This window comes from Streptomyces sp. NPDC059456 (genome assembly GCF_042750055.1).
GTDB lineage: Bacteria > Actinomycetota > Actinomycetes > Streptomycetales > Streptomycetaceae > Streptomyces.
In genome coordinates this window covers 5,931-19,571 of record NZ_JBHYVA010000075.1, presented here as the reverse complement: position 1 = coordinate 19,571, position 13,641 = coordinate 5,931, and the positions used below count along the sequence as shown (strand labels likewise).

General features: G+C 73.4%; 13 protein-coding genes. 11 read left to right on the top strand and 2 right to left on the bottom strand.

The window, feature by feature from the left end; translation table 11 throughout:
* The coding region (locus tag ACFXA3_RS09975) for a fumarylacetoacetate hydrolase family protein (RefSeq protein ID WP_385184456.1) at window positions 1-160 on the top strand (160 nt) is incomplete at its 5' end.
* Window positions 161-233: 73 nt separating this feature from the next.
* Here the strand turns inward: ACFXA3_RS09975 and ACFXA3_RS09970 are convergent.
* Together ACFXA3_RS09970 and ACFXA3_RS09965 are read right to left on the bottom strand one after the other, a co-directional pair.
* Window positions 234-1,523, bottom strand: a complete 1,290-nt coding sequence (locus ACFXA3_RS09970) for a hypothetical protein (RefSeq protein ID WP_385184453.1) — start codon at window positions 1,521-1,523, stop codon at window positions 234-236.
* An 81-nt stretch (window positions 1,524-1,604) separates the two neighbouring features.
* Window positions 1,605-2,738: a Gfo/Idh/MocA family oxidoreductase gene (locus ACFXA3_RS09965; RefSeq protein ID WP_385184450.1), complete on the bottom strand. Its 1,134-nt coding sequence runs from the start codon at window positions 2,736-2,738 to the stop codon at window positions 1,605-1,607.
* A gap of 40 nt (window positions 2,739-2,778) precedes the next feature.
* Between ACFXA3_RS09965 and ACFXA3_RS09960 the strand changes: the two genes are divergently transcribed.
* The 10 genes from ACFXA3_RS09960 to ACFXA3_RS09915 all read left to right on the top strand — a co-directional run bounded on the left by ACFXA3_RS09960 (window position 2,779) and on the right by ACFXA3_RS09915 (window position 13,557).
* Window positions 2,779-3,882, top strand: a complete 1,104-nt coding sequence (locus ACFXA3_RS09960; RefSeq protein WP_385184447.1) for an ROK family protein — start codon at window positions 2,779-2,781, stop codon at window positions 3,880-3,882.
* Between the two features lie 552 nt (window positions 3,883-4,434).
* Window positions 4,435-5,262 (top strand): hypothetical protein, encoded by an 828-nt coding sequence (locus ACFXA3_RS09955; protein WP_385184444.1) that lies wholly within the window; start codon window positions 4,435-4,437, stop codon window positions 5,260-5,262.
* A 33-nt stretch (window positions 5,263-5,295) separates the two neighbouring features.
* Window positions 5,296-6,066, top strand: coding sequence for a GntR family transcriptional regulator (locus ACFXA3_RS09950; protein WP_385184441.1), 771 nt, complete (start codon window positions 5,296-5,298; stop codon window positions 6,064-6,066).
* A 153-nt stretch (window positions 6,067-6,219) separates the two neighbouring features.
* Window positions 6,220-7,341: a TIGR03364 family FAD-dependent oxidoreductase gene (locus ACFXA3_RS09945; RefSeq protein WP_385184438.1), complete on the top strand. Its 1,122-nt coding sequence runs from the start codon at window positions 6,220-6,222 to the stop codon at window positions 7,339-7,341.
* Between the two features lie 5 nt (window positions 7,342-7,346).
* Entirely contained in the window at window positions 7,347-8,105 is a 759-nt protein-coding gene (locus tag ACFXA3_RS09940) for a phosphonatase-like hydrolase (protein ID WP_385184435.1), read from the top strand.
* Window positions 8,102-9,151, top strand: coding sequence for an ABC transporter ATP-binding protein (locus ACFXA3_RS09935; protein ID WP_385184432.1), 1,050 nt, complete (start codon window positions 8,102-8,104; stop codon window positions 9,149-9,151). The genes ACFXA3_RS09940 and ACFXA3_RS09935 overlap by 4 nt, the downstream gene beginning before the upstream one ends.
* On the top strand, window positions 9,144-10,007 hold the full coding sequence (locus tag ACFXA3_RS09930; RefSeq protein WP_385184429.1) for a 2-aminoethylphosphonate ABC transporter permease subunit: 864 nt from the start codon (window positions 9,144-9,146) through the stop codon (window positions 10,005-10,007). The genes ACFXA3_RS09935 and ACFXA3_RS09930 overlap by 8 nt, the downstream gene beginning before the upstream one ends.
* Entirely contained in the window at window positions 9,994-10,791 is a 798-nt protein-coding gene (locus tag ACFXA3_RS09925) for an ABC transporter permease (RefSeq protein WP_385184427.1), read from the top strand. Before ACFXA3_RS09930 ends, ACFXA3_RS09925 begins: the two co-directional genes overlap by 14 nt.
* A gap of 26 nt (window positions 10,792-10,817) precedes the next feature.
* On the top strand, window positions 10,818-11,903 hold the full coding sequence (locus ACFXA3_RS09920) for a 2-aminoethylphosphonate ABC transporter substrate-binding protein (RefSeq protein ID WP_385184424.1): 1,086 nt from the start codon (window positions 10,818-10,820) through the stop codon (window positions 11,901-11,903).
* A gap of 133 nt (window positions 11,904-12,036) precedes the next feature.
* On the top strand, window positions 12,037-13,557 hold the full coding sequence (locus ACFXA3_RS09915) for an alkaline phosphatase family protein (protein ID WP_385184421.1): 1,521 nt from the start codon (window positions 12,037-12,039) through the stop codon (window positions 13,555-13,557).
* Window positions 13,558-13,641: the final 84 nt, after the last annotated feature.

Below are 13,641 nucleotides of genomic sequence, written 5' to 3'. Positions count from 1 at the left end.
GTTCATGACCCTGTACCCGGGCGACGTCATCGTCACCGGCACCCCGGCCGGCGTGGCCATGGGCCAGCCGGAGCCGAAGCCGTACCTGCGCGCCGGTGACGTCGTGGAGCTCGAGATCGAGGGCCTCGGCCGCCAGCGCCAGGAGTTCAAGAGCGCGTAGTGCCCGGCGCCCCGAAAGGGGTACGGGGCGGGCCGCCGAGCGCGGCCCGCCCCGTCACGCGTGCACGCCCGGCTCAGCCCCGCGCGGCCGCACGGCGGCGCCGGGCGGCGTAGGCCAGGCCCGCGCCGGCGCCCAGCGCGGCGGCGCTGCCGCCCGCGATCAGGGCGGTCGCGGTCCCGGCGCCCGTGCTCGCGAGCGCGCCCGAACCGCCCGCCGCCGTCGTACGGGTGTTGCCGGTGGCCGACGTTCCGGTGGCGGTCGCGGCCGTGGTGGTCGTACCGGTCGCACCGGTCGTGGACGTACCGCTGCCCGTACCGCTGCCCGTTCCGGTGCCGGTCTGTCCGGCGGCGGCCCTGTCCTTGTCGCGGGCCGTGGTCTGCCCCGTCTTCAGGAACTCGGCGCGGTCCGCGGGCGTGCCGTTGACCGCGTTGATCGCGGCCTTCTTCAGCTCCGGGCCGGCGCCGTTCAGCATGGCCCAGATCAGGACCATGTTGTCCTCGTCGCGCAGCTCGTGCTGCGTGGTCGTCATGAACGTACGCAGCTGCGCCGGGCTCGGGTTGCCGTTCAGCAGCTTGATGATGCCCTCCTTCAGACCCGGACCGGCGCCGTTCAGCATCGTGAACAGCGCCACCCGGTCGTCCACCGCCCGGATCTTGTGCTGGCCCGTCGCGACGAACGCGCGGACCTCCTCGGGCGTCCCGCTGTCGAGCAGCCGGTTGACCGCCTCGGTGATCCCCCGGCCCGCCCCGTCGAGCATCCGCAGCATCTCGACCCGGTCGTCCTCGAAGCGGGCCTTGTGCTGCCCGTGCAGGAGGAACTCGGTCAGCGCGGCCCGGGTGTTCGTCCTCAGGGCCTCCTTGCCGGCCTCCCGCACGGCCCGGCCGCCCGCCTCGATCATCCGGGAGACCCGCACCCTGTCGTCTTCCAGCTGCTGCCGGGCCCACTCCACATCGAGGAACGTCCGCAGGTCCGCCGCCGAGCCCTTGAGCGCCTTCTCGGCAGCCTCGCGTACGCCCGGCCCGCTCGCCGGATCCGCCAGGATCGCCTCGACGGCGGCCCGGTCCTTCGCCGCCTGCGGGCTCTCCGGCTGCGGGTTCGCGGGGTTCGCCGGGTACGCGGCCGGCTTGCGCCCCTGCTCGTCCGCGGGGCCGGACTTCGCCTCGCCCGCCCGCTCGCCGGCCTGCTCACCCGCCCGCTCGTCCGTCCGCTTGCCGTCCGCCTCGCCCGTGGACCGGTCCGGCACGGCCGGCCCGGCCGGCGTGCCCCCCGACGGGACGTCGGCGGCGAAGGCGGGCGACGAGAGCAGGACGGCCGGGGCTATCGCGGCGGTGGCGACGACCGATGCGATCCGGGGCAGCTTCACAGACGAATTCCATTCTTCACGCGCGTGATGATCTACAACCTGTGCAGGATAGATCGCCCGTGACCCTCAAACTGTCCACATTCAGGACAAGGTGGGGCTCAGCTCCACGGTCACCCCGTCCCGGGACGAAGTCCGCGCCGCCTCCAGCACCTCCAGGCACTGCGCCGCCTCGTGCGCGGTGACCGGCGCCGGGCCGTCCTCGCGCAGGGCCGCCGCCACCGCCGCGTAGTACGCGGGGTAGTCGCCCGGGAGGGTCGGGACCGGGGCCCCGCCGCCGGTCAGCGGGGATTCGCCCGAGCCCACCCGGCCCCACAGGTGCTCGGGCTCCTCGCCCCACGGGCCCTCGTCGCCCGGCCGGTGCCCGTCGCGCAGGGCGGCCTCCTGCGGGTCGAGCCCGTACTTCACGTAGCCCGCCCGGGAGCCCAGGACCCGAAAACGCGGACCCAGCTGCGCGGTGGTCGCGCTGACGTAGAAGTGGGAGCGGACGCCGTTCGCGTGCGTGACGGCGATGAAGGTGTCGTCGTCCGCCTCGGCGCCGGGGCGGCGTACGTCGGTCTCCGCGTACACGCGCACGGCCGGGCCGAACAACACCAGCGCCTGGTCGACGACATGGCTGCCCAGGTCGTACAGCAGGCCGCCGATCTCCTCCGGGGCCCCGGACTCGCGCCAGCCGCCCTTGAGCTGCGGGCGCCACCGCTCGAACCGGGACTCGAAGCGCTGGATCTCGCCGAGTTCGCCGTCCGCGATGAGGCGGCGCAGGGTGAGGAAGTCGTTGTCCCAGCGGCGGTTCTGGAACACGGACAGGAACGTGCCGGTCTCGTCGGCGAGCGCGGCGAGAGTGCGGGCCTCGGCGGCGGTGGCGGCCAGCGGCTTGTCGACGACGACCGGGATGCCGGCGTTCAGCGCGGCCGTGGCGAGGGGGACGTGGGTCTTGTTGGGGGAGGCGATGACGACCAGATCGACGGCGGGGGTGAGGTCCCAGAGCTCCTGTGCGGTGCTCACGACGCGGGCGTGGGGGTACGCCTCGCGCGCCTGGGCCTGCCGGCCGGGGTCGGAGGTGACGACCGCGTCGAGGACGAGCCCGTCGGTGGCCGAGACGAGCGGCGCGTGGAAGACGGAGCCGGCGAGTCCGTAGCCGATGAGACCGACACGGAGGGGGCCGTCGTGGAGGGGGCCGTCGGACCGCGTGGGGGAAGCGGAGGGGGAGGCGTTCATGCGTCCACTTTGGCAACAGTGTTGCTTAAGTGCAAGGAGGGTGGACAATGGAGAGGTGGACTGGGGCAGCAGGAGCAACGGAAGCGGCGCGAACCTACCGGCGGTGCGCGGCCACAACGACGCGCTGGTGCTCGCCCTGCTGCGTGAGGCGGGCATCGAGGGGCTCGGCCGGACGGATCTCGCCGCCCTCACGCGCCTCACCCCGCAGGCCGTCAGCAAGATCACGGCGCGGCTGCGTGCGGAGGGGCTCGTCTCGGAAGCGGGCCGCGGCGCGTCCACGGGGGGCAAGCCGCGGACGCTGCTCCAGCTGGCCGCCGGCGCACGGCACGCCGTCGGGGTGCACGCCGACCGCGACGAGATGCGGGCGGTACGGGTGGACATGCTGGGCACCGTCGTCGAGCGGATCCGCGGCCCCCTGGACTTCGCGGCCGGCCCGGACGCCGTCGCGGACGAGGTCGTGCGGGCCGTGGACCGGCTGTGCGGGGAGGCGGGCGCACGGTCCCTGCTGGGCGTGGGCGTCGCCGCGCCGGGACCGCTCGACTGGCGGGCCGGCGTGCTGGGCCGGGTGACGGGATACCCCGAGTTGGACGGGTTCCCGCTGCGGCAGGCGGTGACGGACCGGCTCGGGCCCGACGCCCCGCCGGTGGTGCTGGACAAGGACACCAACGCGGGGGCCGCGGTCCCCGGCCGCCGGTCCACCGGAACCTCCCTGTACCTGCACCTGAGCACCGGCCTGGGAGCGGGGCTGCGGCTGCGCGGCGAGGTCTTCCGGGGGGAACGGTCCGCGGCGGGGGAGTTCGGGCACCAGGTCCTGGTGCTGGACGGCCCGGCCTGCCGGTGCGGAGGCCACGGGTGCGCGGAGGTGCTGTGCCTCGACGCGGTGGCCCGCGGGGACCTCCAGGGCGCGGCGCGGATCCTGGGCGAAGGGGCCGCGAACGTGGTCGCACTCCTGGACGTGGACCGGGTGTGGCTGGGGGGACGGGTGGTGGACTCCGCCCCGGAGGTCTTCACGACGGGCGTCCGCCGGGTCCTGGAGGCCCGCACGCTGGGCGGCCCGGTTCCGGACGTCGCGGCGTCCGAGGACGGCGTCGCCGAGGGCGCGGCGGAACTGGCCCTGGCCCCCCTCTTCGGACGCGTGGGCTGAGCACTCCGCAAGGCCGCCGCCACGCCACGGCGGCCGCCCCTTCGAGCGCCCGCCCCTCGAACGCGGGCGGGCCCGGATCCCGTCCGTGCCCACGCGCCGTACCCCCGCCCCGGCGGGCCCGGCCCGGTCGCGCGCATTGCTGGAGCAGATCGCCGGCGCCCCGTCCCCGCCCCCGTCCCCGCCTCGTTCACCGGCCGGGACGCACTGCTGGTCGCTACCGGGCACCGGGCGCCGACCGCCGCCGAGCCGGCCGCACTCGGCCCGCGGGCGACGGGACTGCCGCTCTTCCTCGGCTGAACGCCGCCGTGGGGCCGATCAGGCGTAAGCGGTGCGCCGGCAGGCGTGGCGGCCGGAGGGGGTGCGGGGGGCGTGGGAGGGTGCGGGCAGGCCGGGATGATTGTCGCCTCGTTCGATCATCACCCGGGCCCGTGCCGCCCGGAGCCCCCCGACCGGGCACCCGAGCACCCCGCCCGGGACGGCCCGGGCCCGCCCGTACCGTCCCGTCCGTCCCCGTACCGTCCCGTCCGGCGAGCAGCGAAGCGAAGGTCTTCCATGCGACTGCGCAAAGCCCTTGCCCTCTCCGCCGTCCTGGCCACCACCGCCCTCGCCGTCTGCGTGCCGTACGCCGCCGCGGACATCGGCAACGGCGGCGGCGCCCGGCCCGCGCCCGCGCTGCCGTCCCGGATCGAGGCCACCTGCGGCGACGGGAAGAGCAGCGCCTTCCCCATCGGCGCGCGGATCCGCGGCGGACCGGCGGTGTACCGGACCGGCGGCGGGCCGCAGACCTGGTACCTCGACCTCACGAACACGACGAACTCCGAGTGCACCGCCATCCACCCCGTCGTGGTGTTCACGGACAAGGCCCGTGCGCTGCTCCCCGCCCACTTCCGGATGGAGTTCGAGGCCCCCGGCGGGATGCTCCCGGTCAGCCTGGAGCGGAGCGACCGGGACGAGATCATCGCCGTCTTCGACGGGGGCGAGGCCTTCGCGGGCTTCGCCGTCCGGGCCGGCGGTTCCCTGACCGTCAAGGTCCGCCTGGCGTTCGCCCCCGGCACCCCGGCCGGGGAGGTCATCGCCGATGCCGCCCTCGTCCAGCGCAAGGGCGACGACGGCGACTGGATCGGCGAGGCCGGCGCCTACCGCTTCTCGGTCGAGGGCCCGGACGGAGCGGAGGAGGGTGCGGCCGGCTCCCTCGCCCACACCGGCCCCCGCGACTGGGCGTTCGGCGCCGGCGCGGCCGTCGCCGTGGCCTCCGGCGCAGGGCTCCTGCTGGCGTCCCGCCGGCTGCGCACCCCCGGAACGCCCGCCGGTACGCCGGCCGGTGCGGGGACCCGCGGCCCCGCCGGGGCTCCGCGCACCCCGGGTACTCCGGCGCGCTGATCTCCGTACACCCGGCCCGCGTACAGTCCCAGGGTGGAAGAACAGAACCTGCACCACCGGCCCGGCTCGGCCGTGCGCTCCGGGATCCCGGAGCACGGCCGCATCCCCAAGTACTACGCCGTCAAGGCCCTGATCGCGGACCTTCTCGACGACCTCGGCGAGGGCGGTCTGCTGCCCACCGAGCGGGATCTCGCCGAGCGGTACGAGGTGTCCCGCGAGACCGTGCGGCAGGCACTGCGCGAGCTGCTGCTGGAGGGACGGCTGCGCCGCTCCGGCCGCGGTACGGTCGTCGCCGGTCCGAAGCTCGAACAGCCCCTGTCGCTCGCGAGCTACACGGAGGGCGTACGCCGCCAGGGCCGCCGGCCCGGCCGCAACCTCATCGGGCTGGAGCAGTTCCCCTGCCCGCCCGAGCTGGCTCCCGGCATCGGTGCCGAGCCCGGCGAGCCCGTCTGGCACCTGGAGCGCGTCCTGCTCGCCGACGACGAGCGGGTGGGCCTGGAGAGCACGTACATCCGGGTGGCGCGGGCGCCCCGCCTCGGCAGCGAGTTCCCGCCGGACTCCTCCTTCTACGGGTACCTCCTCGACCGGCTCGGGATCTCCTTCGGGGACGCCGACGAGAAGCTGGAGACGGTCCTGGCGACCCCCCGCGAGGCCCTGCTGATCGGCACCCCGCCGGCCCTGCCCATGCTGCTCATCCACCGTTTCTCGCGGGACCAGGACGGGCGTCCCCTGGAGCGGGTGCGTTCGCTCTACCGTGGCGACCGGTTCAGCTTCACGACCCATCTGCGGCCCGGCCAGGCCTGAGCGGATCACCGCCAAGGCGTCGAAAAGGGATGTATGGAGCGCGGATTCAGATCACGAGGAGGTAACGGGTCTAGTCCAAGCGTCGGAGGCTGTTCACCATCCCGTTGCCGCCGGGATCCCCCCGGTCCACGGGCCGCGGCCACCGTGGAGCGCGTGAGAGTCATAGTCGTCGGAGGCGGCGTGGTCGGCACCATGCACGCCTGGCAAGCAGTCGAACGCGGCCACGAGGTCGTCCAGATCGAGCGAGAAGCGGAGGCCCGCGGCGCGTCACTGCGCAACTTCGGCCAGATCTGGGTCAGCGGGCGGGCCGGGGGAGAGGAGCTGGAGACCGCCCTGCGGGCCCGCGAGCTCTGGGAGCGGATCGGCGCACGGGTGCCCGGCCTGGGCTTCCGTGCGACCGGCTCCCTCACCCCCGTCCGCAACGCCCGCGAACACGCGGTCGCCGAAGCGGCCGCCGCCCGCCCCGATGCCGCCGCGCGGGGCTACGAACTCGTCACCGCCGGGCAGGCGCGGAAGCTCAACCCCGCGCTGCGCGGGGCCTTCGAAGCCGCCCTGTGGTGCGAGCGCGACGCGGCCGTCGAGCCGCGCACCGCGCAGCTCCACCTGCGCGAGGCCCTCCGGGCGAGCGGCCGGTACACCTTCCTGCCCGGACGGGAGGTGCGCGAGGTCGTCGGCGCCGGCGCCGTCCGCGACGACCACGGTGACGTCCACCGGGGTGACGCCGTCGTCCTCGCCACCGGCGCCTGGCTGTCCGGACTGGTCCGGGAACTGGCCCCCGGCCTGCCCGTGCGCCGCGTCCGGCTCCAGATGATGCAGACCGCCCCGCTCGGCGAGGCGCTCACCACCTCCGTCGCGGACGCCGACAGCTTCCGCTACTACCCGGCGTACGAGAGCGACGCCCTCGACGCCCTCAACGCCGGGCAGGCGCAGGCCCCGGTCGCCGCCGCGCACAAGATGCAGCTGCTGATGGTCCAGCGCCGGGACGGCGGGCTGACGATCGGCGACACCCACGAGTACGAGCACCCCTTCGCGTTCGACACCCTCGAAGACCCGTACGAGCACCTCACCGGGGTCGTCGAGTCCTTCCTGGGCCGCCCGCTGCCGAAGATCAGGCACCGCTGGGCCGGCGTGTACGCGCAGTGCACCGACACCACCCGCGTCGTCCACCGCCAGCAGGTGGCCGACGGCGTCTGGCTGGTGACCGGACCCGGCGGGCGCGGGATGACCTGCTCGCCCGCCATAGCCGAGACCACCGCGAACGAACTGGGCTGGTAGAGAACATGAGCACCCCGAACACCCCGAGCACCCCGGGCGATCCGAACACCCCGAACACCCCGGGAGATCCGAGCACCCCGACGTCCCGCAACCTGGTCGTCCTCGACATGGCCGGCACCACCGTCGCCGACGGCGGCCTCGTCGAGCGCGCCTTCGAGCGCGCCGCCGAACACCTCGGCGTCGAGCCGGGCACCGCGGACCACCAGGCCAGGCTCCGGTACGTCCGCGCCACCATGGGCGAGTCGAAGATCTCCGTCTTCCGCCACCTCTTCGGCACGGAGGAACTCGCCCGGCGCGCCAACTCCGCCTTCGAGGAGGCGTACGGCGAGCTCGTCGACAGCGGGCTGATCGCCCCCGTCCCCGGCGCCCGCGAGACCATCGAGAGGCTCCGCGCCGACGGCCGCACCGTCGTCCTGACCACCGGCTTCGCCCGCGTCACCCAGGACGCCATCCTCGACGCCCTCGGCTGGCAGGGCCTGGCCGACCTCACCCTGTGCCCCGCCGACGCGGGCGGCCGAGGCCGCCCGTACCCGGACATGGTGCTGGCCGCGTTCCTGCGCACCGGAGCCGTCGACGACGTACGGCAGACCGTCGTCGCGGGCGACACCGCCTACGACATGCTCAGCGGCCGCCGTTCCGGTGCCGGCATCGTGGCCGGCGTCCTCACCGGCGCCCACGACCGTGCGGCGCTCACCGGGCACGGCGCCACCCACGTGCTCGGCTCGGTCGCCGAACTGCCGCAGATCCTGCTGGAGTCGGCGTGAGCGGCATCCGCTTCGAGGGCGTCAGCGTCGCGTACGGCGCCGCCACCGTGCTGGACCGGCTCGACCTGACCGTCGAGCCCGGCGAGGTCATGGCGCTGCTCGGCCCCTCCGGGTCCGGGAAGACCACGGCGCTGCGCGCGGTCGCCGGCTTCGTACGGCCCGCCGCGGGCCGGGTGCTGATCGGCGGCCGGGACGTCACGGCGCTCCCGCCGCACAAGCGCGGCATCGGCATGGTCGTCCAGCAGTACGCGCTCTTCCCGCACATGCGGGTGCAGGACAACGTGGCGTTCGGCCTCAAGGCGCAGAAGGCCCCCAGGGCAGAGATACCCGGGCGGGTCGCCGAGGCCCTGGAGATGACCGGGATGGCGTCCTACGCCCGGCGCTACCCGCGCGAACTCTCGGGCGGGCAGCAGCAGCGCGTGGCGATCGCCCGCGCGCTGGCGATCCGGCCCGGGGTGCTCCTGCTCGACGAGCCGCTGTCCGCGCTCGACGCGCAGCTGCGCTCCGGGATGCTCGCCGAACTGGCCCGGCTGCACCGGGAACTGCCCGACGTGTCGATCCTGTACGTCACCCACGACCAGGTGGAGGCGCTGACGCTCGCCGACCGGATCGCGGTCATGGACAAGGCCCGGGTCCAGGACTGCGGCACTCCGCAGCAGCTGTACCGGGCGCCGCGCACCGAGTTCACCGCGTCGTTCGTCGGCAACGCCAACCTGCTGCCGGTGACGGTCGCCGACTCCGGGGCGCTCTTCGCGGGGCGGCCCCTGGAGCTGGACCGGGGGCGCGCCGTTCCCGGTGCGAGCGCGACCCTGTGCGTGCGGCCGCACCTGCTCGGCCTCGGCGCCGGTCCCAACGCGCTGACCGGCACGATCGCCGAGGTCCAGTGGCGGGGCTCCACGCACCGGCTGTACGTGGACGTCGCGGGCCACCGGATCAAGGCCGACCTGCCGGAGCTGCGCGAGACCCCGGCGCTGGGCGACCGGGTGACGCTGCACTTCGCACCGCGGGACGCGGTGCTGCTGGCCGCCGGGGTGTCGGATGGCTGACGCCGTGCACCCGCCGGGCCCCCGACGGGGCGCCCGTGGCGTGGCCGGGTGGTGGTGGTCCGTACCGCCCGTGGCCGTGCTCGCGCTGGTCTTCCTCTACCCGCTGGCCCTGGTCGTCCGGCAGTCCCTCACCCCGGAGACCGGCGGCGGCGCCTTCGACGCCTACGCCTCCGTCTTCCGCTCGCACGCCTTCCGCGAGGCGCTCGGGACCACGGTCTGGCTGGCCGCCGGGGCCACCGTCGGCTGCCTCGTCCTCGGCTTCGTCCTCGCGCTGATCATCGCCTTCGTCCCGTTCCCCGGAGCGAGGGCCGTCGCGAAGTTCATCGACGTCTTCCTCTCCTTCCCCTCCTTCCTCATCACCCTGGCCCTGCTGTTCCTCTACGGCACGGTCGGCATGGCCAACGGGGTCTGGACCGGCGTGACCGGCGCCGCCGACGGGCCCTTTCACTTCCTCACCACCCCGTGGGGCGTACTGCTCGCGGAGATCACGTACTTCACCCCCTTCGTGATGCGGCCGCTGCTGGCCGCCTTCTCCCAGCTGGAGACCGCCCAGCTGGAGGTGGCCTCCTCGCTCGGTGCGAAGCCCGCCCGGATCGTCCGGCGGGTGATCCTCCCCGAGGCCCTCCCGGCGCTCGCCGCCGGCGGCAGCCTGGTCCTGGTCATGTGCCTCAACGAGTTCGGGATCGTCCTGTTCACCGGGGCCAAGGACGTCACCACACTGCCGATGCTCGTCTACGGCAAGGCGATCCTCGAATCCGACTACTCGGCCGCCTGCGTGGTCGCCGTCGTCAACATCGCGATTTCCGTCGGCCTGTTCGGCCTCTACCGGGTGGTGAGCAAGCGTGCTGGTGCATAGCCGGACCGGCCGCTGGGCCGCCTGGGTCCTGTTCGGCCTCCTCTTCCTGCCCCTCTTCGCGCTGCCCCTGCTCGTCGTGGTCGCCGCGTCCTTCGCCACCCACTGGTCGGGGGCCTTCCCCTCCGGCCCGACCACCGCAAACTACGCTTCCGCCGTGCAGGGCGAATCCCTCCAGGCGCTGACCACCTCGCTGGTGACCGCCCTCGTCGCGAGCCTGCTCGCACTCACCGTGGGCACCTGGGCCGCGCTGGCCGCCGCCGGGCTGAAACGGCGCGGAAGGCGGACCCTGGACGCCCTGTTCATGCTGCCCGTCGCCGTCCCGTCCGTCGTCGTGGGTCTCGCCGTGCTGGTCGCTTTCAGCAAGCCCCCGCTGCTGCTCAACGGCACCAGCTCGATCGTGATCCTGGCGCACACGATTCTTGTCACGGCGTTTGCCCACCAGTCGGTTTCGGCCGCCATCGTTCGTCTCGACCCCGCGTACGAACAGGCGGCGGCCTCCCTGGGCGCCGGCCCCGCGTACGTGCTGTGGCGGGTCAGACTTCCCCTGCTGCTGCCGTCCCTCACGGCGGCCGCCGGACTGTGCTTCGCCCTGTCCATGGGGGAGCTGAGCGCCACGATGATGCTCTACCCGCCGGACTGGACGCCCCTCCCGGTCCGGATCTTCACCGCCACCGACCGCGGGTCGCTGTTCGGCGGCTCCGCCGTCGCCGTGGTCCTGATGGCCGCCACCCTCCTGGTCCTCCTGGCCGTCTCCCGCATCCGCACCAGGGCCTCCTACCGCTGACTCCCTTTTTCCCGTAAGGAAGTTCCATGTCCAGAACCCCCGTGAGCCGTACCGTCCTGCGCACCACCGCCGCCGTCTCCGGAAGCCTCGCGCTCGCCGCCGGCCTCACCGCCTGCGCGGGCTCCTCCTCCGAGTCCAAGGACGGCGGCGAGAAGGTCGTCACCGTCTACAGCGCCGACGGCCTCAAGAGCGACAAGGGCGACGGCTGGTACGACAGGGTCTTCGCCGCCTTCACCAAGAAAACCGGCATCCAGGTCAAGTACGTCGAGGGCGGCTCCGGCGAAATGGTGCAGCGCGCCGTCCGGGAGAAGACCAACACCCAGGCCGACGTCCTGGTCACCCTGCCGCCCTTCATCCAGCAGGCCGACGGCAAGGGCCTGCTCCAGGAGTACAAGCCGCAGGGCTCCGACAAGGTCAACGGAGCGAACAAGGCCGCCAACGGCACGTGGACCTCGGTCGTCAACAACTACTTCGGCTTCGTCTACAACAAGAAGGAGCTCACGGACGCGCCCCGGACGTGGGAGGAGCTGCTGGACGCCAAGTACAAGGGCAAGCTCCAGTACTCCACCCCGGGCGTCGCGGGCGACGGCACCGCCGTCCTCGTCAAGTCGATGCACGACTTCGGCGGCAAGGAGCCGGCGATGGACTACCTGAAGAAGCTCCAGGCCAACAACGTCGGCCCGTCCTCCTCCACCAGCAAGCTCGCGCCGAAGACCGACAAGGGCGAGCTGCTCGTCGCCAACGGCGACGTGCAGATGAACTTCGCACAGTCCAAGTCCATGCCGAACCTGGGCATCTGGTTCCCCGCCAAGGACGGCGGCAAGCCGACCACCTTCGCCCTGCCGTACGCGGCCGGCCTGGTGGACAAGGCCCCGCACACCGAGAACGGCCGGAAGCTCCTCGACTACCTGCTCAGCGAGGACGCCCAGAAGCTGGTCAGCGAGGTCGGCGGCGGCTTCCCGGCACGCACCGACGTCAAGCCGACCGACGCCAACGCCGTCGAACTCACCAGGCTGATGAGCGGCGTCGAGGTCTTCGAGCCGGACTGGGCGGACATCGACAAGAACCTCGCGGGCTACGTCGACGCGTGGAAGTCGGCAACCGGAAGCTGATTGGCCGCCTCCTGGTCACCCACGACCAGGAAAGTGACGCTTGCATAACAGGTCTGGACCGAAGACCGCACCTTCGGTCCGGCCCCGGCGCACGCCCACCTGCGCATTCCCACGATTACTCCCGGAGGAGTACGTGCCCACTGTCCTGTCAGGACGCGCCCTCGCCGTGACCGCCACCGCCACGGCCCTGCTCGCCACCACCCTCGGCGCCCACACCGCCACCGCCGCTGCCACCGCCACCACGGACAAGGTCCTCGTCATCGGCATCGACGGCGTGGTCCTCGACCGCGTCAAGGCCGCCGACGCCCCCCACCTGAACGGCCTGATGGCGCAGGGCCTCACCGCCAAGAGCACCCTCTACGCCAACCCGATGGCCGCCACCTCCTCGGGCCCCGGCTGGTCCACCATCGCCACCGGCGTGTGGCCCGACAAGCACGGCGTGAAGGACAACACCTTCACCGGCAAGAACTACACGGCCCACCCGGACTTCCTGACCCGCATCGAGAACGCCAAGCCGGCCCTCAACACGTACGCGGCCGCCGACTGGGAGCCCCTGACCTCCACCGACCAGAACGGCCCGGTCTTCTCCGCCAAGGTCGACAAGCGCCTCAGCCTCAAGGGCGACCGCGACGGCTACGGCAACGAGGACCCGAAGATCGCCACCGCGGCCGCCGCCGAGCTCCGCAACCAGAACCCGGACGCCTCCTTCGTCTACTTCGGCCAGGTCGACTCGGCCGGACACTCCTACGGAGCCGCCAGCCGGCAGTACCTCGACGCGATCGGCCGCGTCGACACGATGGTCGGCCAGCTGCTCACCGCCGTGCAGAGCCGCCCCACGTACGCCCGGGAGAACTGGAAGATCCTGGTCACCACCGACCACGGGCACACCGACGCCGGCGGCCACGGCGGCTCCACCCTCCAGGAGCGCGGCACCTTCGTCATCGCCAAGGGAGCGGGTATTCCCGCCGGTTCGGTCCGCACCGACGTCAAGCTCGTCGACGTGGCGGCCACCGCGCTCGCCCAGGTCGGCGCCGACGCCGGCTCCGCGATCGACGGCATCCCGCTGGGCGCCCCCGACGACGACCCGTTCGACACCCTGCGGCCCGCCCTCCAGGGCCGCGTGGACGAGACGGGCATCCCCGCCGGCGCGAAGGGCTTCACGCACACCCCGCCGGCCGGCTGGTCCGTCGACAACTCCGCGATGGGCACCGGCGGCGTCACCGAATGGGCCGGCTGGGCCTTCGCCACCGACGAGTTCTGGAGCCAGTCCCAGCGCGACCAGTGGCGCGAGCTGAACGTCCGCTCCCGCGACGTGTTCGCCGTCGCCGACTCCGACGAGTGGGACGACAAGCCCCACACCGGCTCCTACGATTCCACCCTGATCACCCCCAAGTGGGCCGTGACCGGCGGGAGCACGAGGAACCTGACCTTCCGGACCCACTACCGCCACGAGGCCGGCCAGACCGCCCAGGTCCTGGTCTCCTACGACGGCGCCACCCCCACCGTCGTCAAGACCTATACCGCCGACGCGATCGCCAAGGCGGAGTCCCTGCCCCTCCAGGTCCCGGCCGGCGCCACCGACGTCCGGATCAGCTTCCGCTACGCCGGCACCAACAACTGGTTCTGGACCGTCGACGACGTCGAACTCGGCTGATCCAGGCCCCCGCGGTCCGGGCGGTGTGGCAGTTGCCCGACGGGACGGCGGGCATCACGCTCGCGTCGACGACCCGCAGGTTGC

Coding starts and splice junctions, on each gene's coding strand:
- ACFXA3_RS09965 (WP_385184450.1), bottom strand. CDS start 2,738: ATGAACGCCTCCCCCTCCGCTTCCCCCACGCGGTCCGACGGCCCCCTC.
- ACFXA3_RS09955 (WP_385184444.1), top strand. CDS start 4,435: ATGCGACTGCGCAAAGCCCTTGCCCTCTCCGCCGTCCTGGCCACCACC.
- ACFXA3_RS09940 (WP_385184435.1), top strand. CDS start 7,347: ATGAGCACCCCGAACACCCCGAGCACCCCGGGCGATCCGAACACCCCG.
- ACFXA3_RS09930 (WP_385184429.1), top strand. CDS start 9,144: ATGGCTGACGCCGTGCACCCGCCGGGCCCCCGACGGGGCGCCCGTGGC.
- ACFXA3_RS09920 (WP_385184424.1), top strand. CDS start 10,818: ATGTCCAGAACCCCCGTGAGCCGTACCGTCCTGCGCACCACCGCCGCC.